This is a genomic window from Bacillus sp. C-3-6, from assembly GCF_054509685.1.
In genome coordinates this window covers 600,644-625,866 of record NZ_CM137247.1, presented here as the reverse complement: position 1 = coordinate 625,866, position 25,223 = coordinate 600,644, and the positions used below count along the sequence as shown (strand labels likewise).

At 35.3% G+C, this 25,223-nt stretch carries 20 protein-coding genes; 8 read left to right on the top strand and 12 right to left on the bottom strand.

From position 1 onward, the window contains the following. Positions 1–18: 18 nt before the first annotated feature. Positions 19–1,373 (top strand): IS3 family transposase gene (locus tag ACW0JX_RS03155; RefSeq protein WP_098257060.1). Its coding sequence is split into 2 segments (ribosomal slippage): positions 19–472 and positions 472–1,373, totalling 1,356 coding nucleotides; the frame shifts between segments, so codons are not numbered across the junction. A gap of 51 nt (positions 1,374–1,424) precedes the next feature. Here the strand turns inward: ACW0JX_RS03155 and ACW0JX_RS03150 are convergent. The 8 genes from ACW0JX_RS03150 to fdhF all read right to left on the bottom strand — a co-directional run bounded on the left by ACW0JX_RS03150 (position 1,425) and on the right by fdhF (position 13,564). Beyond that, positions 1,425–3,791: a heavy metal translocating P-type ATPase gene (locus ACW0JX_RS03150; protein WP_459245344.1), complete on the bottom strand. Its 2,367-nt coding sequence runs from the start codon at positions 3,789–3,791 to the stop codon at positions 1,425–1,427. Between the two features lie 23 nt (positions 3,792–3,814). After that, positions 3,815–4,192 (bottom strand): ArsR/SmtB family transcription factor, encoded by a 378-nt coding sequence (locus tag ACW0JX_RS03145; RefSeq protein ID WP_000918378.1) that lies wholly within the window; start codon positions 4,190–4,192, stop codon positions 3,815–3,817. Between the two features lie 207 nt (positions 4,193–4,399). Continuing rightward, positions 4,400–4,954 carry a class I SAM-dependent methyltransferase gene (locus tag ACW0JX_RS03140; protein WP_459245343.1) on the bottom strand — a complete coding sequence of 185 codons (555 nt, stop codon included), beginning with the start codon at positions 4,952–4,954 and terminating at the stop codon, positions 4,400–4,402. Positions 4,955–5,084: 130 nt separating this feature from the next. Beyond that, complete coding sequence (locus tag ACW0JX_RS03135) at positions 5,085–6,500, bottom strand: amino acid permease (RefSeq protein ID WP_001284897.1); 1,416 nt, start codon at positions 6,498–6,500, stop codon at positions 5,085–5,087. Between the two features lie 103 nt (positions 6,501–6,603). Beyond that, on the bottom strand, positions 6,604–7,737 hold the full coding sequence (ald, locus tag ACW0JX_RS03130; protein WP_001219741.1) for an alanine dehydrogenase: 1,134 nt from the start codon (positions 7,735–7,737) through the stop codon (positions 6,604–6,606). A 368-nt stretch (positions 7,738–8,105) separates the two neighbouring features. Continuing rightward, on the bottom strand, positions 8,106–9,977 hold the full coding sequence (locus ACW0JX_RS03125) for a glycerophosphodiester phosphodiesterase (protein WP_001164720.1): 1,872 nt from the start codon (positions 9,975–9,977) through the stop codon (positions 8,106–8,108). 155 nt (positions 9,978–10,132) lie between these two features. Further along, positions 10,133–10,615, bottom strand: coding sequence for a helical membrane plugin domain-containing protein (locus ACW0JX_RS03120; protein WP_053565274.1), 483 nt, complete (start codon positions 10,613–10,615; stop codon positions 10,133–10,135). A gap of 12 nt (positions 10,616–10,627) precedes the next feature. Next, a complete protein-coding gene (gene fdhF, locus ACW0JX_RS03115) occupies positions 10,628–13,564 on the bottom strand; it encodes a formate dehydrogenase subunit alpha (RefSeq protein WP_459245342.1) in 2,937 nt (978 codons plus the stop codon). A gap of 300 nt (positions 13,565–13,864) precedes the next feature. Between fdhF and fdhD the strand changes: the two genes are divergently transcribed. Together fdhD and ACW0JX_RS03105 are read left to right on the top strand one after the other, a co-directional pair. Continuing rightward, positions 13,865–14,671: a formate dehydrogenase accessory sulfurtransferase FdhD gene (gene fdhD / locus ACW0JX_RS03110; protein ID WP_459245341.1), complete on the top strand. Its 807-nt coding sequence runs from the start codon at positions 13,865–13,867 to the stop codon at positions 14,669–14,671. Positions 14,672–14,902: 231 nt separating this feature from the next. Further along, a complete protein-coding gene (locus tag ACW0JX_RS03105; RefSeq protein WP_000405868.1) occupies positions 14,903–15,409 on the top strand; it encodes a GNAT family N-acetyltransferase in 507 nt (168 codons plus the stop codon). 356 nt (positions 15,410–15,765) lie between these two features. On the opposite strand, the gene ACW0JX_RS03100 is transcribed toward ACW0JX_RS03105, so the two are convergent. Next, on the bottom strand, positions 15,766–15,888 hold the full coding sequence (locus ACW0JX_RS03100) for a hypothetical protein (protein WP_001085006.1): 123 nt from the start codon (positions 15,886–15,888) through the stop codon (positions 15,766–15,768). A 330-nt stretch (positions 15,889–16,218) separates the two neighbouring features. Between ACW0JX_RS03100 and ACW0JX_RS03095 the strand changes: the two genes are divergently transcribed. The 3 genes from ACW0JX_RS03095 (at position 16,219) to ACW0JX_RS03085 (ending at position 19,059) form a co-directional block, all read left to right on the top strand. After that, positions 16,219–16,890 carry a response regulator transcription factor gene (locus ACW0JX_RS03095; protein ID WP_063245908.1) on the top strand — a complete coding sequence of 224 codons (672 nt, stop codon included), beginning with the start codon at positions 16,219–16,221 and terminating at the stop codon, positions 16,888–16,890. A gap of 65 nt (positions 16,891–16,955) precedes the next feature. Beyond that, complete coding sequence (locus tag ACW0JX_RS03090; RefSeq protein ID WP_095691434.1) at positions 16,956–18,401, top strand: HAMP domain-containing sensor histidine kinase; 1,446 nt, start codon at positions 16,956–16,958, stop codon at positions 18,399–18,401. A 145-nt stretch (positions 18,402–18,546) separates the two neighbouring features. Then, positions 18,547–19,059 carry a GNAT family N-acetyltransferase gene (locus ACW0JX_RS03085; protein WP_000351212.1) on the top strand — a complete coding sequence of 171 codons (513 nt, stop codon included), beginning with the start codon at positions 18,547–18,549 and terminating at the stop codon, positions 19,057–19,059. 32 nt (positions 19,060–19,091) lie between these two features. Here the strand turns inward: ACW0JX_RS03085 and pdxR are convergent, their stop codons facing one another. Beyond that, on the bottom strand, positions 19,092–20,492 hold the full coding sequence (pdxR, locus tag ACW0JX_RS03080) for a MocR-like pyridoxine biosynthesis transcription factor PdxR (RefSeq protein ID WP_459245340.1): 1,401 nt from the start codon (positions 20,490–20,492) through the stop codon (positions 19,092–19,094). A 120-nt stretch (positions 20,493–20,612) separates the two neighbouring features. Between pdxR and ACW0JX_RS03075 the strand changes: the two genes are divergently transcribed. Together ACW0JX_RS03075 and ACW0JX_RS03070 are read left to right on the top strand one after the other, a co-directional pair. Then, positions 20,613–21,539, top strand: coding sequence for a DMT family transporter (locus ACW0JX_RS03075; protein WP_001059057.1), 927 nt, complete (start codon positions 20,613–20,615; stop codon positions 21,537–21,539). 187 nt (positions 21,540–21,726) lie between these two features. Beyond that, the gene (locus ACW0JX_RS03070; protein WP_089170390.1) at positions 21,727–22,251 is read left to right on the top strand and encodes a DUF4871 domain-containing protein; all 525 of its coding nucleotides are present in this window, start codon (positions 21,727–21,729) and stop codon (positions 22,249–22,251) included. 285 nt (positions 22,252–22,536) lie between these two features. Here ACW0JX_RS03070 and ACW0JX_RS03065 read toward each other — a convergent pair whose 3' ends face one another. Together ACW0JX_RS03065 and ACW0JX_RS03060 are read right to left on the bottom strand one after the other, a co-directional pair. Then, positions 22,537–23,736: an NAD(P)-dependent malic enzyme gene (locus ACW0JX_RS03065; protein WP_459245339.1), complete on the bottom strand. Its 1,200-nt coding sequence runs from the start codon at positions 23,734–23,736 to the stop codon at positions 22,537–22,539. A gap of 59 nt (positions 23,737–23,795) precedes the next feature. Beyond that, on the bottom strand, positions 23,796–25,142 hold the full coding sequence (locus tag ACW0JX_RS03060) for a 2-hydroxycarboxylate transporter family protein (RefSeq protein WP_000512722.1): 1,347 nt from the start codon (positions 25,140–25,142) through the stop codon (positions 23,796–23,798). Positions 25,143–25,223 lie beyond the last annotated feature (81 nt).

The window sequence follows — 25,223 nt, the reverse complement described above, 5'->3', positions numbered from 1 at the left end:
TGGAGGTGCAGTTTTTCTATGGCTAAATTTACAGCTGATGAAAAAATACAAATCGTTCTACGTTATTTGAACGGAAATGAAAGTTATCGAGAAATGGGTAGATCGCTCGGTATAAGTGACACAATCATTTTGAATTGGGTAAACCAATATAAACAGAATGGTCTGGAAGCTTTTCTAAAACGATGTACAAATTACACACAACAATTTAAACTAGACGTACTAAACTTTATGATTGAAAACGGTATGTCCTTATTTGAGACGGCAGCTATCTTTAATATTCCTGCCCCTTCAACGATTTCTGTTTGGAAAAAACAGCTCGAAACACAAGGAATTGATGCCCTTCAATCTAAGAAAAAGGGGCGTCCATCCATGAAAAAAGATTCAAATAAACAATTAAAACAACCTTTAGCTGAAGGGTCAGTCGAAGCACTTGAAGCACGCATTAAACAGCTTGAGATGGAAAATGAGTACTTAAAAAAGTTAAATGCCTTAGTTCAAAACAAGGAAAAATCACAAAACAAGACAAAGCGCAAGTAGTCTATGAATTAAGGCATAAATATTCGGTCAAGGCACTCGTGGAGCTAGCTACTATTCCTCGAAGCACGTATTATGATTTAGTAAAGAAAATGAATCGTCCAGATGTAGATGCCGATTTGAAAGCTGAGATTAAAGCGATTTATGAGGAAAATGAAGGTCGTTATGGTTACCGTCGCATTCGTGATGAATTAACGAATCGTGGCCAGAAAGTGAACCACAAGAAGGTTCAGCGCATTATGAAAGAGCTTGGGTTAAAGTGTGTTGTGCGTATGAAGAAATATAAATCCTATAAAGGAAAAGTCGGTAGAATTGCACCTAATATTTTAGAGCGTAATTTTCATACAGATGCACCGAATCAAAAGTGGGTAACAGACATCACAGAGTTTAAATTGTTTGGAGAAAAACTGTATGTATCACCTGTATTAGATTTGTATAATGGTGAAATTATTACCTATACAATTGGTTCTAGACCGACGTATTCGCTTGTTTCAGGCATGTTAGAGAAAGCATTGGAACGTTTACCTGAAACCCACCAGCTACTGATGCATTCGGATCAAGGATGGCATTATCAAATGAGACAGTACGTCCGGACACTTGAATCAAGAGCTATCGTCCAGAGTATGTCTCGAAAAGGCAACTGTTACGACAACGCAGTAATAGAAAATTTCTTTGGGATTATGAAGTCGGAGTTCCTCTACATAAAAGAATTTGAAAATGTAGAGCACTTTAAAATAGAATTAGAAAAATATATAGATTATTATAATACGAAACGGATTAAGGCAAAATTAAAAATGAGCCCAGTACAATACCGGACTCACTTTTATCAAGCTGCCTAATGAAATAACCGTGTCTAACTTTTAGGGGTCACTTCAGTTGCGTCCTCTTTTTTATAAATCTTTCACTCGTAATACACGCATTGCATTTAACACTGCAAGTAGTGTCACACCAACATCTGAGAAAACAGCTTCCCACATTGTTGCAATACCAAAGGCACCAAGTAATAGAACGATCCCTTTTACACCTAAAGCAAAGATGATATTTTGCCACACTATACTTCTTGTGCGTTTTGCAATTTTTACAGCTGTCGCAATTTTTGAAGGCTCATCAGTCATAATAACGATGTCTGCCGCTTCAATTGCTGCATCTGATCCTAAACCACCCATCGCAATACCAACGTCTGCACGGGCTAATACTGGTGTATCGTTAATACCGTCACCAACGAAGGCAATTTTTTCTTTTCCATGCTTCGCTGCATCAATTTTTTCAATCTCTTCTACTTTTTGTTGCGGTAGTAATTCCGCATGAACTTCATCTAAGCCTAATTCTTTACCGACAGCTTCACCAACTGTTTTTGCATCACCAGTTAACATTACTGTTTTTTTAATACCTAGTTCTTTTAACTTTTGAATCGCTTGTTTCGAATCCTCTTTTACCTCATCAGAAATAACAATATAACCTGCATATTTTCCATCTACAGCAACGTGAACTAATGTACCTACTGTTTCTGGTTGTTTAAATTCAATATTTTCTTTTCTCATTAATTTTGCATTGCCTGCAAAAATTTCTTTTCCTTGTACTTTTACGACTGTACCGTGACCAGAAATTTCGTTATAATCATCGATTATTTTTTCATCAATTGATTTTCCATATGCCTTTCGAATAGATTGGGCAATTGGATGGTTAGAATACACTTCAGCAAATGCCGCATACTCTAATAACTCTTCGCTTGTAGTACCTTCTCTCGGTTCCATTTTTGTAACTTTGAAAACACCTTTTGTTAATGTTCCTGTTTTGTCAAAAACAATATATTTTACATCATTTAAAGCTTCTAAATAGTTACTACCTTTTACTAACACACCACTTTTAGATGCACCACCGATACCTCCAAAGAATCCAAGAGGAATGGATACAACTAACGCACATGGACAAGAGATTACTAAGAACACTAAAGCTCTATAAATCCACTCAGAGAATGTAGCCCCTTCTAAAATAAGCGGTGGAATAAACGCCATGATCGCCGCTGTAATAACTACAACTGGAGTGTAGTAACGCGCAAACTTCGTAATAAAGTTTTCTGTTGGTGCTTTTTTACTGCTTGCATTTTGAACTAAATCTAAAATTTTCGATACAGTTGATTCACCAAACTCTTTTGTAACTTCAATTGTTAATACACCGTTTTGGTTCACAAAGCCACTTAATACATCATTTCCAACTTCAACTTCACGTGGTACAGATTCACCAGTTAATGCTGAAGTATCTACCATTGATGTTCCTTCAATTACTTTTCCGTCTAATGGTACTTTCTCACCTGGCTTAACGATAATATAATCGCCAATTTGTACATCTTCTGGTGATACTTGTTTCGTTTCATTCCCAATCTTTACATTCGCATAATCAGGACGAATATCCATTAATGAAGTAATTGATTTTCGAGAGCGGTTTACCGCAATGCTTTGGAATAGTTCTCCTACTTGATAAAATAGCATTACTGCTACGGCTTCTGAATATTGCTGAATTGCAAAGGCTCCTACAGTTGCAATTGCCATTAAGAAGTTTTCATCAAATATTTGGCCGCGAGTTATGTTTCTTACCGCTCTCCAAACGATATCTCCACCTATTAATAAATAAGCAAGGACGAATAACGGAATTGTTACCATTTGTGGTAAGCTCGCTAATGCAGCAATTGCTGTCAAAATTCCGCCGACCACTAATCTCCCTACCATCTTTTTCACGTTTGCTTCACCATGATCGTGACTATGTCCGTGGTCATGACCGTTCTTCTCTTCACGAACAACTTTCACATCTGGCTCTAACTTTTGAACGACATTTATTATATTTGCTACAGTTGCTTCTAGTTCTCTTTTATTCGCAACTTCTACTCGTAGTTTCTTCGATACGAAATCAACAGTTGCTTCTGAGACAGCTGGCATTTCCTTCACTTTATTTTCAATTTTCATTGCACAGTTCGCGCAATCTAAACCTTCTAATATAAATACTTCTTTAGCAATTTTATTTTTTTGTTCTTCTTGCACTTTAATATGCGGTTCTAATTTTGTAACGAGTTGTTTTGCTTCCGTAACAACTTCGTTTTCTTTATTTTGTGCTGTTTCTAAGATCATTGTCTTTGTTGCGAAGTTTACAGAGCAAGAATTTACTCCTTCTATATTCCCAACACCTTTTTCAATTTTCATTGCACAATTCGCACAATCTAAACCTTCTAACATCAGTTTCTTTTTCACTAACGCTTCAGCCATCGTTCTCCCTCCTCGCGTTCTTTTTATTCTTCTTCGTTTACGTGTTCAAACGCTTGCTCGAAGATATGAATTACGTGCTGGTCAGCTAACGAATAATAAACAACCTTTCCTTCTTTACGATTCTTCACAAGTTTCGCTTGCTTTAACACACGAAGCTGATGCGAAATAGATGATTGTGTCATTCCTAATAAATAAGCTAAATCACAAACGCACATTTCAGCTTCAAATAGCGCATGTAATATTCTCGTACGTGTACGGTCACCTAATACTTTAAATAGTTCTGCTACTTTACTTAAACTTTCATCAGTTGGAATTGTTTGTTTTACTTGCTCAACAACTTCTTCATGAATTATCGTTTGAGAACATGTCTCTTGTGGTGTTTCTACTTTATTTCCAGCCATTATAGCTCACCTCTTTAATTGAACATATGAACAATCATTCATATATCTTATGCTCTTATTATATGAGCGCCTACTCATATGTGTCAATGAAATCTGAATTTTTTTTATGAACATTTCGTTCACATTTTAGTAAGGCATATACATATTTTCCGCATCCTCTATATTCTCATACAAAAAAGGATGTACAATTCGCACACCCCTTTTTACTTACTTTTCATTTTTCACCGCATCCACAATTAAAGAAACAAACCCTAAATGATTATCCCGATTTCTATGGTCAAAACGTTTCGAACGATAAATAAATCCATCTTTCTCATTCCAATCATTATAGTGAAACTTACCATTCTCATCACAGTATTCTAAGAGCCTTACTTGAAAACCTGCTGATTCAAACATGGACGTGATTGTTTTATAGCTATGAACAATTTTATGACTTGCTGCAGGATGATCTAATGGACCAGGTCCACCTACTTGTACCCCTTGCTGATATTCTTCATCTGAAAAAAATGCATCTGGTACTGCACAACGAATATATCCATTCTCCATTAAAAACTCATAACAAATTTTTGCAGCTTCAATTCCTTCTTCATATGATAAATGCTCCCATACATGTTCTGCCAAAATTACTGATAAAGAATTAGGTTGAAATTTATCAAGCCAAGTTTCTCTCCGTAATAAATTTAATTCTTCTTCATTCGTATGTAACCAACCAGGGTTATTATTATAACCCTCTGCTCCAACAACAACTTTTGTTTCTTCCATTTTGCTCCCACCCTTTTTTCATATTCCGACATAAAAATTCAACAAAGTAATATATGTTCCCTTTATTTCAACAAAAGAAAAAGCCTTGCGCGCTCCCTAGACGCACAAGGCTTACTGTGTTTATATCCCTTTAATTAGCTTGTTCTAAATTATCCTGCGAACTTCCATCGTCTTTTAAATGACTATGTTTTTTCGAATAAACAAAGTATACAACTACTCCAATCGCTAACCAAATACCAAAGTATATCCATGTTGTTAACGGTAAATTTACCATTAAGAATAGACAACATGCAATTGAAATAATCGGTAAGATCGGTACAAGTGGTACCATAAATCCACGTTGTAATTTCGGATGCGTTTTACGAAGAATGATAACAGTTACACCAACCATGGCGAATGTTAATAACGCTCCAATATTCGCTAAATTCGACAATTCTTTTAAATCGATAAATCCAGCAATTAAAGCACTACCAATTCCTGTTAACCAAACTGAAAATGTTGGCGCTTCAGTCTTCTTGTTAATTTTCGCAAAAGATTTTGGTAATAAACCGTCACGACTCATTGCGAAGAATACACGTGTTGTCGCATAAATGTACGCGAAAATTACAGCCATAATACCGATTACAGCTCCAATAGCAATTACACCAGCCACTTTATCTTGTCCTACAACTTCTAACACATATGCCATAGCTTCAGGTACATCTAATTCCTTATAAGAAACCATGCCTGTCATAACAAGACAAACTACAACATAAATGATTGTACAAATGACTAACGAAGCAATAATACCAATTGGTAGATCACGTTGTGGATTTTTTACTTCTTCAGCAGAAGTTGCTAATGCATCAAATCCTAAGAAAGCAAAGAATACTGCTGCTCCCCCTGCGAACACTCCACTTAAACCGTAAGGTGCAAATGGTATCCAGTTTTCTGGTTTCACGTAGAATACACCAACTGCAATGAATAAAACAACAATACCAATTTTAATTAATACCATTATGTTATTCACACGCTTACTTTCTTTCGTACCTCGTGATAATAACCAAGTTATCACTAACGTAACGATAACTGCTGGTAAGTTTACCATACCACCTTGCGCTGGAATCGTTAGCAACGCTTTCGGAATTTCAAGTCCCAGTCCACTCACTAAATTATTGAAATAACCAGTCCATCCGCCAGCTACTGCGGCAGTCGTTACGACATATACGGATAGTAATGTCCATCCCATTAAATGAGCAACAAACTCACCAATTGTTGCATACGAATATGTGTACACACTACCTGAAACAGGAAGTGTAGATGCAACTTCTGCATAACATAATGCTGCAAATCCACAAACAATTGCTGCAATCATAAATGAAAAAATAACTGCTGGACCAGCATCTCTTGCTGCTACTAATCCAGTTAATACTAGAACTCCTGTACCAATTATCGCACCAATCCCTAGCATTGTTAGGTCAAATGCCCCTAGCGTTTTCGTTAAAGTTTTACTTTTACTTTCCCCTAACAATTGCGTAACGGATTTCTTTTTAAATAGGTTGGCCACGATGTATGCCCCCTTTTACTAAGAAGAGCTAAGAGGTATTATCTCTTAGCTCTTATCATGTTGTATTATATATTGTTCGATTTTGTTTTGTATAATGCTTCTATTAGCAAGATACTGTTTCTGCTTCTAATAATTCTTTAGCACCTTTGTACTCTACACCGTGAGCTTCTGCAACTGCTTCAAATGTTACATAGCCATCTAATGTATTAATACCTTTTAATAATGCAGAGTTGCCTAGGCAAGCTTCTTTGTAGCCTTTGTTAGCAATTTGTACTGCATATGGTACTGTTACGTTTGTTAATGCAAGAGTTGATGTACGTGGAACCGCACCTGGCATGTTTGCAACTGCATAATGAACAACGCCGTGTTTTTCGTAAGTTGGGTTATCATGAGTTGTAATACGGTCAGTTGTTTCGAAAATACCACCTTGGTCAATCGCGATATCTACAACAACAGAACCTGGTTCCATTGATTTAATCATTTCTTCTGTTACAAGTTTTGGAGCTTTTGCACCTGGGATTAATACTGCACCGATTACAAGATCAGACTCTTTTACAGCTTCTGCAATATTGTAAGGATTAGACATTAAAGTTTTTACTTGATTTCCGAAAATGTCATCTAATTGACGAAGACGTTCTGCGCTTAAGTCGATGATTGTTACATCCGCACCTAGTCCAACTGCAATTTTAGCAGCATTTGTACCAGCTTGTCCACCACCGATGATTGTTACTTTACCACGTTTAACTCCTGGAACACCTGCAAGTAAGATACCTTTACCGCCTTTGTTTTTCTCAAGGAATTGCGCACCAATTTGTGCAGCCATACGACCAGCTACTTCACTCATAGGTGCAAGTAATGGTAGAGAACGGTTTTCTAATTGTACTGTTTCATATGCAATCGCAACAACTTTCTTCTCAATTAACGCTTTTGTTAATTCTGGCTCTGGAGCTAAGTGTAAGTATGTGAATAAGATTAAGCCTTCACTGAAGTGTTTGTATTCGCTTTCAATTGGTTCTTTAACTTTCATAACCATTTCCATGTTCCAAGCTTCTTCAGCTGTATCAACAATTTTTGCTCCCGCTTCAACATACTGAGCGTCTGTGAAACCAGATCCTAAACCTGCACCCTTTTGAATGAATACTTCGTGATTGTTACGAATTAAATGTACAACACCTGCTGGTGTCATTGCCACACGGTTTTCGTTGTTTTTAATTTCTGCTGGTACCCCAATACGCATAATGAAATGCCCCCTTATAATTAACAGAAAAAAGAGATTCTTTTTTCTTTTTGTAATAATTAATAACTTATGTCCTTATTCTAGCATAACTTAAAAGTTATGAAAACGCTAACATATCATTTTTCTAAAGTTTTTATATTTAGAATAGTGTAAATATATAAAACATTGATTCTATTAGGGGTTTCGTGACATTCCATTATCTTTCACTCAACTTTTATTATACTTCTTCAAAATAAACAGTAATCATTTATTATTTGACAATAATGTAACAATGTAAAAAACTAAGCTATAACGTATACATATACAGTTATTACTTTACTTAATACTTTAGAGATATATTCTTTTCACAAAAAAACAGCTGCTAGCATTTAGCTAGCAGCTGGGTAACTTATAAATAATTTTAAAAACAAATCATCTGTCGTTTCAGTAATTTTATCAAACAGATCACTTTCTTCCGCTTCTTGCTCTTTTAACATCTTAATTGTTTCACGTGCATCTTCAGGGTAATCAGTTATGATACCATCTACGTTTAACTTATAATATGCCTTTAAATTTTCCATATCATTTACTGTCCATACGTAAATTGGTTTGTTTAACTTCCTTGCTTCTTTTACTAATTTCTTATTTAACATATATTCTTCTGCTACGTAAAAGTCAGCCTTCACATTTTTTAAGTTAGCTCTACTTGCATACAATATATACCCTACTTTTATATCTGGATTTGCACGCTTAAACTCTTTAATAAGCGGATAGTGTAACGTTTGAATTACACATTGCTTCTCAAATTCATTATCTTTAATCGTTTTTAAGACTTTGTTTACAAAGTCTTTTTCGCCCCCATGAAGCTTCACTTCTATATTAAGTTTGATTTTGCCATTTGCTAGCTTAATGATTTCATCAAGTGTACTTATTTGTCCTGAAAGTCCATCTTGACTAAGGGTAAGCTGCCTTAACTCAGCCATCGTTAAATCTGACACATGCACATTTGCATTTGCGAGACGTTTCAGCTTCAAATCATGTATAACCGCTAGTTCACCGTCTTTCGTTTGTAATACATCTATTTCAGCGTAGTCTGCTTTTGCATCAATAGCACCTTGCACAGCTTCTTTCGTATTTTCTACGCCTTTTGATATATAACCGCGGTGCGCCATAATAATTGGTTCTTTATACGAATTTGAAATAAACGTTACAATGAAGGCAACAACCATTCCGGCAGTAATAATCCCCACAATATATACGCCAATAAATTTCCAGCGATGTTTTTGGAAGAAACATTTATCTGCTTTCGTTTTCGAATAATCTAATCCTTCTTCTAATAAAACATCTTCAACCGGTACCTTTTGTAAGTATAATCGCGTAATCGCCATAATATAAAATGGCGTCACGATAAAACTAAATAAATACAACGTACTCGTTAAAAATACAGAAATCGTTGATTCAGCTAATAATGCAAATGTTCCTTTCGGGTTTGTAAATTCATAAACACCCCATAGGCACAATAAATATATTCCCAAAAATACGACATATACAATTCCAATTGAAATAAAAAATCCTACTAAAAAGAGTAGTACTTTAAAAAAGCTTTCCTTTACTAAATTTGCACTTTTACGTGCTGCCACGCGAAATGATTTTTGCTCTAAAACAACAATAGGTAGAACGAAAATCCATCGAAGATTCAAATACGCGACTACAGCAAAGAACGTGTAATAACCAACTTGCCCCATCGTTGTCTTAAACAGTTCTCCTGTAATAAAGTTAGGAATTTGAATTTGCGGGATTAATGCCGTTTCATATCCCATATTTAAAAGAGGCAACAATACGACAGCATATAAAATAAATCCTGGTAAGCAATATGTGAAAAGAGTAGGTAAATACGTTACCGTTTTATATAAAATCGGACGTAATTTCACCTTCTGTCTTTTATGAGCGAAATACGAAATAATAATAAGCACCGCAAATTCCGTAAAGATAAGAAACAGTGCTAACAATGACAAAATTACAATTGCTAAGATGCCATAAGGCGTCTTTAAAAATGCTAATAATTCATCATTTGTCGCATTTGCATAACCACCAAAATACAATAACTTATTAAAAATGATCCCAAATAGTGGAACAAACACAATCGCTGCTAATAATTTATAAGCAAGTTGAAAAGTTAATACATTCCAAAAAGCAAATTTAACTGTTTGAAAGGAATGTCTCATTACTCCTGGTATAGATAGTTTTTTACGGTGTTGCATATATTCCTCCAAATTCTAAAACGGTATTTGAGATGGATTCCACATTTCCAGTTCTAATCCATCTTTTTAATAATAATATATTCCGCTTAACATGAACACTCTTATACATATAATGAAAAAAGTGATGGCTACTTCCCATCACTTTTTCATTTATTCTATTTTTTCTCTAACCCTTGTCCAAATGCTTTCAAGAAGCTAAAACCGAATGTAATAGCTCTATTGATATCTGGATCTTTTAATACTTTAAAGAAATCCATCACTTTTGTTTTTTTACCACTATTTAATTCGTCTGTTGCAAATTGCAATCCTGTAACTAAACTTGACGTAATTTGCTTCGTTATTTCTGGGTCAACTGAAGATAACGCTTCTCCTGCCCCCATCATATTGTTTAACGCATTTTTAACGGGTTCACGATTTAATTGCTCCACAGCGATTTTTGAAACATCTTCCTTCGCAGCAAGTAAACTAATTGCCGCATCTAATATACCAGCCTTCTGCAACTGTGCTAAAAGCTGCATCATTTCTTCTACTGCTTCACGATTATTAGATAGCTCATTTAGAAGTTCATCTGCTACTTGCTGTTTCTGTTCTTCCTCTGTTACAACTTTCTTTTTAATTACAGTAATTTCTTTCGCCACTATCTCCGCCCCCTAGTCCACAAGTGATACGTATTGTTTTCTTTGCCATTTTTGCTGGATTTCAACACCGTTTTGCGGATTACGCTTTTTATCTCTCGGGTTTGAAGATGGTAACGGACGATTCCCTTTTTCACGTAGTACACGCATCTTTACCATCGTTTGTTTGTACGCTGGTGTACACGTATAAAGATCTGTCGCCGTTCCAGTTAAAATATTGATTGCCTCTTCATTTACCGTTGCATGCATCGGTAAATATAGCTCTTTCCCCGTTACACGATCTGTAACAAGTGCCTGTACTTTAATTTTCCCAAATGGTGATGCTAATTCTACAAGACCACCATCTTTCACATTGCGCTCTAGGGCAAGTTCAGGCGAGATTTCAACGAACACTTCAGATACTTTAGATAAAATACCAGCCGATTTATTCGTCATATTCCCTTCATGGAAATGTTCTAACATACGACCATTATTTAAAAGTAAATCATACTCATCTGGCGCTACAACTGGTGGTACCCATTCATCTAATGATAGACGAGCTAGTTTATCTGGGAAGTTAAATCCGTCCACATATAATAGTGGTGTATCGCTGCCATCATGGCTACCCCAACATAAACTATTCCATCCTTCTAAACGATCGTATGTTGCCCGAGAATATAAAGGTGCAAGCGATGCAATTTCATCCATGATTTCACTTGGACTTTCATAATTCCAGTCCCCGCCAAGTGCACGAGCTACTTTTTGTAAAATCCACCAGTCTGGCTTTGAATCACCAAGCGGCTTCAATACTTCATATAATCTTTGAATACGGCGCTCTGTATTCGTAAATGTTCCCTCTTTTTCTAAGCTTGGTGCTGCCGGTAAAATAACATCAGCAAAACGAGCTGTTTTCGACAAGAACATATCTTGAACAACAAGGAAATCTAAATTCGCTAAAATATGTTGTACATGGTTGGCATTCGAATCTACTAAAGCCATTTCTTCACCCATAACATACATACCACGCAGTTTTCCTTCATCTGCCGCAAGTAACATTGCAATATTATTTAACCCTGGTGCTTTCGGAATTGTAGTACCGTATGCAGTTTCAAATTTCGCACGGAGCGCATCATCTGAAACTGCTTGGTAACCTGGAAGCCAGTTTGGTAATGTTGCCATATCACAAGCACCTTGTACGTTATTATGTCCGCGTAATGGATATGCTCCTGCACCAGGACGACGATAGTTACCCGTAACAAGCAATAGATTTGAAATTGCTGCTGAAGTTGTACTTCCTCCAGTATTTTGCGTTACACCCATTCCCCAAAGTACACAAGTACCATCTGCTTCATATACCATACGAGCCATTTCTTTCAGATTTTCTTTCGAAATCCCCGTAATTTCTTCTGTATAATCAAGCGTATACTTTTCTACCATTTTGCTATATTCATCAAAATTCTTCACATTTTCAGCTATGAACTTTTTATCGTGCCAATCTTGATCAATAATATATTTCGTAATACCAGCGAGCCATACATAATCAGTTCCTTGGCGCGGATGAATGAATAAATCCGCACGCTCTGCCATTTCATGTTTACGAAGGTCCGCCACAATTAATTTTTGGTCATGTAATTTATGAGCACGTTTTACACGCGTTGCAAGTACAGGATGTCCTTCTGTTGGATTTGCTCCAACGATAATGACAAGGCCTGCTTCCGCAATATCCTTCACTGTTCCAGCGTCCCCTCCCATACCGACAGTTTTAAATAAACCATCTGTTGCTGGAGATTGACAATAACGGGAACAGTTGTCTACATTATTCGTTCCATATATTTGACGGGCTAGTTTTTGCATAAGATAATTTTCTTCATTCGTTACTTTCGAAGAAGAAATAAATCCAAATGCATCACTTCCATATTCTGATTTAATATGCTGCATATTGGATGCAACAACTTCAAGAGCCTCTTCCCATGAAGCTTCAACAAACATATCTCCTTGGCGAATTAATGGCTTTGTAATACGATCTTCACTGTTTACAAAATCCCATCCAAATTTTCCTTTTACACATGTGGAAATACCGTTAACCGGCGCATCTGAAACAGGCTGTACTTTCAAAATGTGGCGGTCTTTCGTCCATACTTCAAATGAACAACCTACACCACAAAATGTACAAACTGTTTTTGTTTTATTCACTTTCGTCTTACGCATCGCAGCCTCTACTTCTGAAACTGCTAAAATACTACTATATCCAGGCTCTACATCCTTTACAAAATCAATCATCGGATCTAACACATCCGGTTTCAATCCAGTCATGAATCCGGCTTCACCCAGCATTGTTTTTTCCATTAACGCATTACATGGACATACTGTTACACACTGTCCACAACTTACACAAGATGAGTCATTTATACTTACACCATTGTCCCATATAACACGTGGACGGTCTAAGCTCCAATCAATCGATATAGTTTCATTCACTTGTAAGTTTTGACATACTTCTACACACTGCCCACAAGCAATACATTGATTTGGATCATATCGATAAAATGGATGTGACATATCCACTTCACACGCACTTACTTTTGGCTCATACGGATATTTCTGTTCCTCAATTCCCATCATATGTACTGTATTATGGACTTTACAGTTACCATTATTGTTATCACAAACGGTACAATACAGTAGATGATTCTCTAATATTCGATCCATTGCCTCAGTCTGTGCCTCTTTTGCACGCTGGGACTGTCTTTCGATATGCATACCGTTCTCTAATTTCGTTGAACAAGCACGCAATAATTTTCCATTTACTTCTACAATACACGTATCACAAGTTTGAATTGGATCTACTTCTGGTACATGACAAATTTGAGGATGTTCCAAATTACTCTCGTTAAATAATTGTAGTATCGTCTTTTCACCTGATGCAGAAAATTCTTTACCATCGACGGTTACACGGACTGTCTGTTCTGCCATAGTTTCCCCTCTCCTTACAACCAACTGTACAACACAATTATGAATCCGTTTTCAAAACCGCATTACTGTACATATTTTTGAAACGCTCTACCCAAATACTTTCTTATGAAGTCGATTCTAGATGTTATAAGGTATAACTACGAAAGCTTGAAAATATCACTATTCTACAGTTCTATTATATCGTACATATACAATAATAACCAAAATAATCTGTGATCTTCTTGTTAATAGGTGTTTTTATTTTTCCCATTGTTTTATGATAAATGTGGGAGAGAAATACATATAAAAGGGGAATTAAATATGGGGCCTACGCAAGAGACTTATACAATTGTACGTTATCAATCTGGTACATTTTCAAAACAACTTGACGAGATTGTTACAGAATCTCCTATTACTATTAAATTGAATGGTGAAGAATATGTAACAGTCGTATGCACACCAAATTATATTGAAGATATGGTAATTGGTTTTTTAATTTCTGAGGGGATTATTTCTTCCTATAACGATGTTGAAGAACTATGGGTTCAAAAAGATAACGGAATTGTCCATGTAAAATCATCAAAAGTGAATCCGCTCTATCAAACTTTATATAATAAACGATACATCACTTCTTGCTGCGGAAAAGGTAGACAAGGTTTTATTTTCGTAAACGATGCGGCAAAAGCAAAAGACTTACATGATATACATGTAAAAATTACTCCTGAAGAATGTTTTTACTTAATGAATACTTTACAACAATCTTCCACTACCTTTCGCCAAACTGGTGGTGTTCACAATACCGCGCTATGTGATCGAAATAATATCCTTCTATCAAGAATGGATATCGGAAGACATAATGCATTAGACAAAATATACGGTCATTGTTTACGCAATGATATATCTGTTAAAGGAAAAATTATCGCATTTAGCGGACGTATTTCATCCGAAATTTTACTCAAAGTTTCAAAAATCGGATGTGAAATTGTTCTATCTAAATCTGCCCCAACAAAACTAGCATTGCAACTCGCTCACGATTTAGGCATTACAGTCGTAGGATTTATCAGAAATGAATCCTGCAATATTTACACACATCCACATCGAATTGATGGTTATCAATCGAATAGCTAAAATAACTCCTCAATTGAGGAGTTATTTTAGTTATGAAAATGTAATATATTAAAGACTTGAATAGTTAATAAAGTTAATATATAATTTCATTACATATTAAAAAACAAAACATTGTAGCATATATCTTTTCATTCTTTTACAAATTAAAAGAGACTGCTAACAAAACACATACACAATCTTATAAAAGTAATGGATTTATTTTATTTGAAATCGACCAAGGAGGTTACAACTATGGAAATTCGCTTATTAACGACAGAGGACGCAGAAATATATTTAAAAGTTTGTATGGAAGGTTTAACGAAGAACCCGGAAGCTTTTAGCTCTTCCTATGAAGATGTTTTGAAACATGAGGATCCTGTAGCTGCTATGGCAAAACGATTAAGCAATCCGGATAAGTATACTCTAGGGGTCTTCAAAGATGATGATTTAATCGGCATTGCTACTTTAGAAACAAAGCCTTTTATTAAACAAGAACATAAAGCAAAAATCGGTTCCGTTTTCGTTTCCCCAAAAGCGCGTGGCCTTGGAGCAGGACGAGCTCTTATTAAAGCAATTATTGAAAATGCCGATAAATTACATGTAGAACAACTTATGCTCGATGTTGTAGTTGGTAACGCTGGTGCAAAAAAATTATATGAATCATTAGGTTTCCAAACTTACGGCGTACAAGAGCGTTCATTAAAACATAACGGTCAATATTGGGACGAGGAACATATGGTTCTGTTCTTAAATGATTAATACTTCAATATAGTTTTCCAAAAGCATCTTTTTATTAAGAAAGATGCTTTTTTCATTACAACAATGTAATCTTCATGTCACCTTTATCGATCGTACCAAACCTTTCCATTCATTATACTAAAAATATAAAGTGAAACTTTACTCAGTGGGGAACTACATCCCACGTTAATCGCATGTACTTGATATGTAGAGGAGAATGTGACATGAAACAAAACAAACGAGCTATGCTTTTAATATTTACTACAGCAATTATAACTTCTGGATTAGCAATTTTACCTTGGTTTATTATATAGAAACACTCCCCCTAACAACGAAAAAAGCTGATTGCTTCTTAGAAGCAATCAGCTTTTTTTATATTATAAAATCCCCAAAATTTTATTTACGCAACTTATAATAATAACCATAGATACGGCAACGCACATGACAACCGTATTACGATCTTGCTTTTCTTTTTTTGAAATTTCTTCTTTTGAATTCATGTGTATGATCTCCTTTTAAAAAAAGTGTGAGATAGGAAATTTTTCTTATCCGATGCGAGGTGAATACGAAAACCCTCTCTATCTCACATACACAATAGAATGGAATTGTCATTTTATAAATAAAATGACATGACGTTATGTCGCAACATAGGGTATTTTGTGTCGCTACGTTTTCTATTATAAAAAATAGTTGTGCAAAACTAGTGCATTTTTTATGTCAATTACTCTGAGCGAAAAAATCAGCCCTCCATTCAATCACATAAAAAGAGTTTTTTATTATTTTCATGTAAACTATACAAGTAGAATGAACAGTTTGGGGTGCACAAGATTATGGTAAAAATTTTATTAGTAGACGATGAAGAACGTATGTTACGATTATTAGATCTGTTCTTAAGCCCTCGCGGCTATTTTTGTATGAAAGCTACCTCTGGCCTTGAAGCACTAAAATTAATCGAACAAAAAGAATTCGATATTATTTTATTAGATGTTATGATGCCAAATATGGATGGATGGGATACTTGCTATCAAATTCGTCAAATTTCCAACGTTCCTATCATTATGTTAACAGCTCGCAACCAAAACTACGATATGGTGAAAGGCCTCACGATGGGCGCAGATGATTATATTACAAAACCATTTGATGAGCATGTATTAGTCGCGCGAATCGAGGCTATATTACGCCGTACAAAAAAAGATGGATTTGTTAGTTTTAATGGTATTGAGTGGGATAAAACGAAACATACCGTCACAGTGTACGATGAAAAAATCTCGCTAACTCCCATCGAATTTTCGTTACTCGGACTATTTTTGCAAAATACAAACCGTGCTTATAGCCGAGATGATTTAATCGAAAAAATTTGGGGCTATGAAACAGATATCGAATATAGAACAATTGATTCACACATTCGTAACATCCGTGATAAACTACGCAAAAAAGGATTTCCAATTGAAAATTACCTAGAAACGGTCTATAAAGTCGGATATAAATGGAAAAGTGAATAATTACTTCGGTCAGTGGGAAATCGTATACCACTGACTCTTTATTATGAATAAGGTATGGTGAAAAAATGAGTAAACTTTCCCTTAAAATTGGGACATACTTTTTAATATTAGCTTTATGTATTGAAACAATTGCTTTCGTATCTTTTTATAAGAGCCTTTCAACAATGCGTGTTAAAGAAGAAACCGATGCTCTATTAGAGAAAGGTAATCGGTATCGTGATAAGATTGTAAACCGTGCAAGATGGAATGAACATTCTAAACAACAGCAATACATAGAACGTCCTAAACACCCTCGGTATCAGGATTTCACTATCGAGCATGCAGCTGAAGATTTAATCGGTTCCGAATTAATTGCTAATACTGATATCACAATCGTTATAACTGACAATAAAGGCAAAATTATTTCTAACTCCGAACCCGTAACGAAAGAAATGAAAAAACAACTTACTTGCAAAACAGAATTTATCCCAAAAAGCGGGTTAATTGTAGAAAGAAACTGGAAAAAATCAAAATTCATTTCAACAGTAAGTCCACTTGAAATTCAAGGATTTCAAGGTAATTTATATATGTTATTAAAGACGTCTTTCTTAGAAAAGATGTTACTTAAACTACTGCATCAATTTCTTATCATTAGTATTTTGACGATTATTTTAACAACTATTTCTGTCTTTGTTTTTTCTAAAGTTATTACAGATCCTCTTATAAAAATGAAAAGAGCGACAGAAAAAATGTCAAAATTAAATAAGCCAATTCAATTAGGTATTAAACGGAATGATGAACTCGGAAGTTTAGCAAAAACAATTGAAGATTTATCAAGCGAACTTACGTATATGAAAAAAGAGCGCAATGAATTTCTCGCTAGTGTCGCTCATGAACTATTAACTCCATTGACCTATATGAAAGGTTATGCGAAGGTAGCAAAGAGAGACTCTTTAACAAAAGAGGAGCGAGAAGAATACTTACAAATCATTGAGGATGAAACGGATAGTGTAACAGATCTCGTCCAAGATTTATTTATGCTTGTACAATTAGAACAACACCAATTTGTTATAAAAAAACAAAAAGTGCTTCTTCAGCCATTTTTAGAACGAATGGTAGAAAAAACAAAAACAACATTAACAAATAAGCAAATGCAACTTCATGTATATTGCAAAGATGATTTAGAAGTTTGTATAGACGAAAGACGTATGGAACAAGTTATGTTAAATTTATTACACAACGCTTATCAACATTCGCCAGAAAACACAGCCATTACGATACGTGTACTTACAAAAACAGATTCTTTTACAATAAGTGTACAAGATGAAGGTGAAGGTATCCCTGAAGAAGATATCCCGCATATATTTGACCGTTTTTATCGTGTCGATAAATCTAGAACACGAGCTACAGGCGGAAAAGGTATCGGGCTAGCTGTTGCAAAGGAAATTGTAGAATTGCATAATGGTTCTATTCTAGTAACAAGCCAATTAGGTGCGGGAACAAACTTTATAATCGAGCTACCTTTTGAATAATATGCGTGTGAAAACACCAGTAGTAGTAAACACTACTGGTGTTATTTTGTTCATAAAAACAGCTCATATAAGCTAAGCTTTTGAAATTATTCTTATTTCAATATAAAATAAAGGTACATTTGCAAAGATTTGGAGGGTGATATAATTGGATATCCATGTATTAACAAAAGACGAAGCAGAAATTTACTTAGAACTTCGCGTAGAAGGATTAAAGCAAAACCCTGAAGCATTCAGCTCTTCTTATGAAGATATTATTAATAAAGAGTGTGCGATTGAATATAAAGCACAAAAATTAGCACAAGATGAAAACTATACGCTAGGTGCATTTAAAGATGGAAAATTAATCGGGGTTGCAACACTGGAAACGAAACCATATGTAAAACAAGAACATAAAGCTAAAATCGGTTCTGTATATGTATCTCCAAAAGCGCGCGGACTTGGAGCAGGAAAAGCACTTATTAAAGAATGTCTTGAGCTTGCTAAATCTTTAGAAGTAGAACAAGTTATGCTTGATGTTGTTGTTGGCAACGATGGAGCGAAAAAACTTTATGAATCATTAGGTTTTAAAACATTCGGTGTACAAGAACGTTCATTAAAATATAACGGACAATATTGGGACGAAGAGCATATGGTCTTATTCTTAGATGAAAATAAATAATAAAAAACATCCTCATGTTTGGAGGATGTTTTTTACTTTCTTGTAAACCATGCCGTGTGTAATAATTGAATCGCTTTCGCAATTTCTTCCTCTGATAATATCGCAAACCCAAGTAAAACTACATTCTCAGGCGCCGTACCGTCTTTATAGTACGTAGACACAGGATATATTTTGATACTATGTTTCGCAGCTTCTTGAATTAATTCTTCTTCCCGCATTCCATTATACACTTTTAATAAAATGTGTAATCCCGAATCTTCTCCTATCACTTCAACACGATTAGAGAAATACTTCTCTATTTCAAAAACAAGTCGATCTCTCTTCTTTCGGTAGACAACACGCATTTTATGAATATGTTTTTCCCAATATCCTTCATTTAAAAATCTTCTAATCACTTCTTGATCTATTCTTGAAACACTTTGTGTATAAAATAAATATTGCTGTTGATACTTTTTAATTAATTTCTTCGGCAACACCATATAGCTCATCCGTAGCGATGGCAATAATGCTTTAGATAGCGTCCCCATATAAATAACTTTCCCCTCTGTATCTAACCCTTGCAGCGCCGGTATAGGCTTTCCAGAATAGCGAAATTCACTATCATAATCATCTTCAATAATATACCTGCTCTCTTCTTTCTTCGCCCATTGTAAAAGCTGCGTCCTTCTCGTAATAGGCATAATCATTCCATATGGGAATTGATGAGAGGGAGTTACAAATACAACATTTGCATCGCTATTTTCTAAATCTGCAATACAAATTCCATCTCTATCTAAAGATAACATTTTGACTCTTGCTTCTCCCTGTTCAAAAACAACCATCTTCCTATGATACCCTGGGTTTTCAACTGCATAATTGCTTCCCTTTAACAACTGAAACAATAGTTTCACTAATATTTGTGTTCCCGCTCCTAATACAATTTGACTAGCTGAACAACGTACACCTCTAGATTCATACAAATAATTCGTAATCTCTTCTCTTAAGCTCGCTTCCCCTTGAGGGTGTCCTAGAAAGAGAAGTTCGTTATTATGTGGCTGCCATACTTCATTTACAATTTTCCGATACATATTGAATGGAAAAGCATTCGTATCAATTCCTGTTTGTGTAAAGTCAAATTTATAACTCTTCTCCTGAAACAGTACTTCTTCTATTCTCTCTCCACTAGCCTCTACATGAACCATTTGCTCAATCTTGCATACAAAATAACCTTTTCTCGATATCGACTCAATATAACCTTCTGCAAGTAATTGTTCGTACGCTGCCTCTACTGTATTTTTACTTACTTGTAAATGTATCGCTAACTTTCGCTTAGCCGGTAATTTCGTAAAAGGGACAATCGATCCATCTTTAATCTCTTTTTTTATATACTCATACAATTGCACATACAATGCCTTTTTACTATTCATATTTAAATTAGGCGTTAATTCTAACATAATATCTGACCCCTTAATAAAACTAAAATCTGATACTTTTTGCAGTACCAGATTTTATATATAATTCCTTTTATCATGTCACACATAAAAAATCAAATACCGGAGAGGAGAAACATAATAATGAACAATGGTAGACGTATCGGACTCATTATGATTATTACAGGGGCTACATTATGGGGATTATCTGGTCCAATGATTCAGTGGCTATTTCAACATACTAATGTATCCTCAATTGATTTTTTAACAATTCGATTGTTGCTTGCAGGAATATTTATTTTGTCTTTCTTACTTATAAAGAAACAAAACATATTTCAAATTTGGAAACACCCTAGATATTCTATACAACTTATTATTTTTTCTATTCTCGGCATGCTTGGTGCGCAATACGCCTTTATCGAAACAGTTCATATTAGTAACGCGGTCACAGCAACACTATTTCAATTTCTAGGTCCTGTTCTTATAACCATGTATGTTGCATTTGAACAAAGAAAATTCCCTGCTTCCATGCAACTATTCGCAATTATAGCCGCGCTAATAGGAACATACTTTATTATTACAAATGGCTCAATTGAAAATGTTGTTTTATCTAAAGAAGCTATTATTTTTGGACTATTAACAGCAATTGGATTTGCATTTTATACCCTTCATCCGGCTTCTCTCATTAAAGAATGCGGGACAACTGTAGTAATTGGTTGGGGGATGTTAATCGGAGGAATTGCACTACTTATTTATAATCGTTCATTCGGGTGGAATCACTTTTCACAAACCCTTACACTAAAAACTTTTTCTATGCTTATTCTTATCATTATTAGTGGTACCCTTTCTTTCCTTCTATATATCGGTAGTCTTAAATATTTAGCAGCAACAGAAACAAGCATTTTATCTAGCATTGAACCCCTTGTAGCTGCCATCGTTTCAATTACTTGGCTAAATGAATCTTTTGGAACATATCAATTATTAGGCGGCGTATGTATCGTTCTGTCCGTTATTTTTTTGACGATGCCTCAAAAAGAAACCGAACCAACCTATACAACTGAACAAGTATAAAGTGAAACTTTAATTAGTGGGGCTATCTCCCACTGATTATTAACCTACACCAATCGGGATTTTACGGGATAAAAAATGTCAAAAGAGGTCGTACAAAACTTACGACCTCTTTTTATACTTTAAAGGAATTGTCCCGCCTTCTAGCAAATACAATTACACTAACAATAAAAACTAGGAGTGTGGCACCATGAAAAAAATCGGAACTATGCTACTTCTCTCCTTCCTCATCACTGGATGCACACCAGCACAACCTGATTCAAAAGCATCTAAAACTGAAGCTGTCGCAACGTCATCCAATCAAGTGAACGCACCTTCCTTCTTTCATCTTAGTGTTTTAAAAGATGTAAATTGGGAAGAAACACCTTCTTTCGTAGAAGGAAAAATGCCTTTAAAAGGCATCGAAGGTAAAGTCGCAATGGCTGATAGTCCCATTATCGCAAATGAACAAAATGAAATAATGTGGCACTTTCTAGATTCTAAGATGCCAACTGGAAAATTGTCTATTATTGCGCTAAAACAAGGATCTGTAACTCCAACACCAGTACTCTTTCAAAAAGAAACTTCCAAACAAACTTGGACTACTTCAAATACAATCGATTCTACTACAAACGAACTCCCTCTCGCTATGTCACTACCTTCATCTGGATTATGGTTATTAAATATATATGTGAATGAAAAATATTATGATCAGTTTATAATCACTGCTGAGTAAAGTGACAAAAATAAACCACTTTCTTACAACAATGTAATTTCTACGTCATGTACTTCGATAGTTGAATTATCTCTCTTCTCTTATACTTAAAGTAAGAAATGAAAAGAGGAGAGATGAAAAAAATGATAGAAGTGATCGTAGCAGTAACTGAGGTTTTAGTGAATGGTAAACAAGTTGCAATGGAATTAAATAAATAGTGAAGAAACATAAATAATTCTACACTTCTTCATTATTTTGATTTCTTATCTCAAAAAAGCAGTGCCTTTTAGGCACTGCTTTTAGCTATTAATAACTTGGTATTTTCGTAATTTGCGCCACGCCTGAATCAATAGCTGCTTTCGCTACTGCTTCTGCAACACTTGGAACAACTCTTTTATCTAATGGATTCGGGATTACATAATTCGCATTACGTTCTTCGTCAGTAATGATGTTAGCGATCCCATATGCTGCCGCTAATTTCATCTCTTCTGTAATATCAGTTGCGCGCACATCTAACGCACCGCGGAATATTCCGGGAAACACCAATACATTATTTACTTGATTCGCATAATCCGAGCGCCCAGTTCCTACTACAGCTGCCCCAGCCTCTAATGCATCCTCAGGGAAGATTTCTGGAATTGGATTCGCCATTGCAAACACAATTGCTTTCTCATTCATCGTCTGTACAAGTTCTTTCGTTAATACGTTAGGAGCAGATACGCCAATAAAAATATCAGCTTGGTGAATCGCTTCTTTTAACGTTCCACGCACATGTTCACGATTTGTCTTTTTTGAAACTTCAATTTGTGCTTCGTTCATCCATGTTTCACCTTCACAAACAATACCTTCTAGGCTAACTAGCGTAATGTGCTTTGCACCAGCCTTTAATAATAATTTTCCAATTGCAATTCCTGCCGAACCCGCACCGTTAATAACGATTTTCACATTATCCATTTGTTTGCTAACAACTTTTAATGCATTAATAACAGCTGCTAAAACGACAATAGCTGTTCCATGTTGATCATCATGGAATACAGGAATATTCGTTTCTTCTTTTAATCGTTTTTCAATTTCAAAACAACGCGGTGCTGCAATATCTTCTAAATTAATCCCTGCAAATGTAGGCTCTAAATTTTTTACAAGGGTAACGATTTCATCTACATCCGTTGTGCCTAAACATAATGGGAAAGCATCTACATTCGCAAACTTCTTAAACAAAATACTTTTTCCTTCCATAACAGGCATAGCCGCTTTCGGTCCAATGTTTCCTAAACCGAGTACCGCTGTTCCATCTGAAACAACTGCCACCATATTGCCACGTGCTGTATAGTCATACACTGTTTCTTCATCTGCCGCAATTGCCTTACAAGACTCCGCTACACCTGGTGTATACGTCAGGCTTAAATCATCCGCTGAATTTACCTCCACTTTACTTGTAATTTCAATTTTCCCTACTAATTCTTTATGCAATAACAATGATCTTTCATTAATTTGATTTGCTAACATACTTATAATCTCCCCTTAATTTGACAAGCTAGCTATATGAATATAGCTAGCTTGTTTGATCATGAAAACATTTTTAATAATATTGTCGCCGTTACAACCATTGCCGCCCCGCCTAAACGAGTTGAAATTTGCGCGAACGGCATTAATTCCATACGATTTGAAGCCGATAAAATAGCAACATCTCCAGTTCCGCCTAAACCGCTATGACATCCAGTTACAATCGCCGATTCTACTGGATACATTTTCATCACTTTCCCTACAAGAAAACCTGATGCTACCATTGTAAGAACAACCGATGCGCACACAACAACATATCCTACTGAAAGAACTGCTGCTACGTCTTTTAACGGAATATATAGCAATCCTAATCCAACCATTAAAGGCCAAGTTAAATTCTTCGAAATAAATTTATATAAATGGAATGCTCCTTGCTCCATTTTTGCTGGCATTAATTTAAAGTATTTCACAAGTGCTGCTGAGAAAATCATAATGATTGCCCCAGGAATACCGATGAACTTAGAAGCAAATCCTCCGAAGATGAAGAACGTACACGCAATTAATAAACCTGCTCCCATTAATGAGAAGTCAATTGGCTTCTCTGTATTTTGTTCTTTTAATAATTCTGCTTGATTGTCTGTTTTCACTAATACACCGTTACCACTAAGCTCCGGTTTCTTCTCACCTAAACGCTTCATATACCCTGCACTTACAATTGCGAACATATTTCCAATAATAGCTGCTGGAATAAGCTGTGATACAAACGTTGCTGACGATTCATTTAAAATATCACTATAAGCTAGCGACAATGGTAAAATCCCTTCCCCGATACCACCACTCACAATTGGTACGATGATAAAGAAGAATGTGTGCTTCATTTCAAATCCAAATAATGAACCGACCAATAACCCTACTGCTACAGAAGCTAACGTCCCTACTACTAAAGGAATAAACATGCGAACGAAACCTTGTACTAACACTTTACGGTTCATTCCTAAAATACTTCCGACTACTAAACAAGAAATATATAAATATAAAAAGTTCGATTTTTTCATTAACATAGTCGCAGCTTCCATTGAAGCTGGATTCATCCAGTTAAAAAATACAAGTAATGATGGAATAAATAACGAAAGTATTGCTGGACCGCCGATATTTTTTAAAATTGGAATTCTCATCCCAATATCGCCTAAGAAAATCCCCATGATCATAATAACTGCAAATCCACCAATCATATCTGCTGGCAATTTATTATATACAGATGCCCCATAAATAATAGCAGCCAATACTACATATAACGGTAAAGGTATAACACCGATTTTTACATTCATAATTTTAGAAGCGAAAGATTCTCTTTGTACTTCATTTCCTTCAGAAAATGATACCGCTTCCACATTCTTTTGAATTCCCATATGGCACCCCCTCGTTTTCTTAATAACAATATTAAAACGCTTTCAATAGTAAAAATAGTTTTTGTAAGTTTTGTAATTGAT

What these genes read in the sequence shown, in the direction of transcription:
- ACW0JX_RS03150 (WP_459245344.1), bottom strand. Translation starts at nt 3,791, where the DNA reads ATGGCTGAAGCGTTAGTGAAAAAGAAACTGATGTTAGAAGGTTTAGAT.
- ACW0JX_RS03145 (WP_000918378.1), bottom strand. Translation starts at nt 4,192, where the DNA reads ATGGCTGGAAATAAAGTAGAAACACCACAAGAGACATGTTCTCAAACG.
- ACW0JX_RS03140 (WP_459245343.1), bottom strand. Translation starts at nt 4,954, where the DNA reads ATGGAAGAAACAAAAGTTGTTGTTGGAGCAGAGGGTTATAATAATAAC.
- ald (WP_001219741.1), bottom strand. Translation starts at nt 7,737, where the DNA reads ATGCGTATTGGGGTACCAGCAGAAATTAAAAACAACGAAAACCGTGTG.
- ACW0JX_RS03125 (WP_001164720.1), bottom strand. Translation starts at nt 9,977, where the DNA reads ATGCAACACCGTAAAAAACTATCTATACCAGGAGTAATGAGACATTCC.
- fdhF (WP_459245342.1), bottom strand. Translation starts at nt 13,564, where the DNA reads ATGGCAGAACAGACAGTCCGTGTAACCGTCGATGGTAAAGAATTTTCT.
- fdhD (WP_459245341.1), top strand. Translation starts at nt 13,865, where the DNA reads ATGGGGCCTACGCAAGAGACTTATACAATTGTACGTTATCAATCTGGT.
- ACW0JX_RS03105 (WP_000405868.1), top strand. Translation starts at nt 14,903, where the DNA reads ATGGAAATTCGCTTATTAACGACAGAGGACGCAGAAATATATTTAAAA.
- ACW0JX_RS03100 (WP_001085006.1), bottom strand. Translation starts at nt 15,888, where the DNA reads ATGAATTCAAAAGAAGAAATTTCAAAAAAAGAAAAGCAAGATCGTAAT.
- ACW0JX_RS03095 (WP_063245908.1), top strand. Translation starts at nt 16,219, where the DNA reads ATGGTAAAAATTTTATTAGTAGACGATGAAGAACGTATGTTACGATTA.
- ACW0JX_RS03090 (WP_095691434.1), top strand. Translation starts at nt 16,956, where the DNA reads ATGAGTAAACTTTCCCTTAAAATTGGGACATACTTTTTAATATTAGCT.
- pdxR (WP_459245340.1), bottom strand. Translation starts at nt 20,492, where the DNA reads ATGTTAGAATTAACGCCTAATTTAAATATGAATAGTAAAAAGGCATTG.
- ACW0JX_RS03075 (WP_001059057.1), top strand. Translation starts at nt 20,613, where the DNA reads ATGAACAATGGTAGACGTATCGGACTCATTATGATTATTACAGGGGCT.
- ACW0JX_RS03070 (WP_089170390.1), top strand. Translation starts at nt 21,727, where the DNA reads ATGAAAAAAATCGGAACTATGCTACTTCTCTCCTTCCTCATCACTGGA.
- ACW0JX_RS03065 (WP_459245339.1), bottom strand. Translation starts at nt 23,736, where the DNA reads ATGTTAGCAAATCAAATTAATGAAAGATCATTGTTATTGCATAAAGAA.
- ACW0JX_RS03060 (WP_000512722.1), bottom strand. Translation starts at nt 25,142, where the DNA reads ATGGGAATTCAAAAGAATGTGGAAGCGGTATCATTTTCTGAAGGAAAT.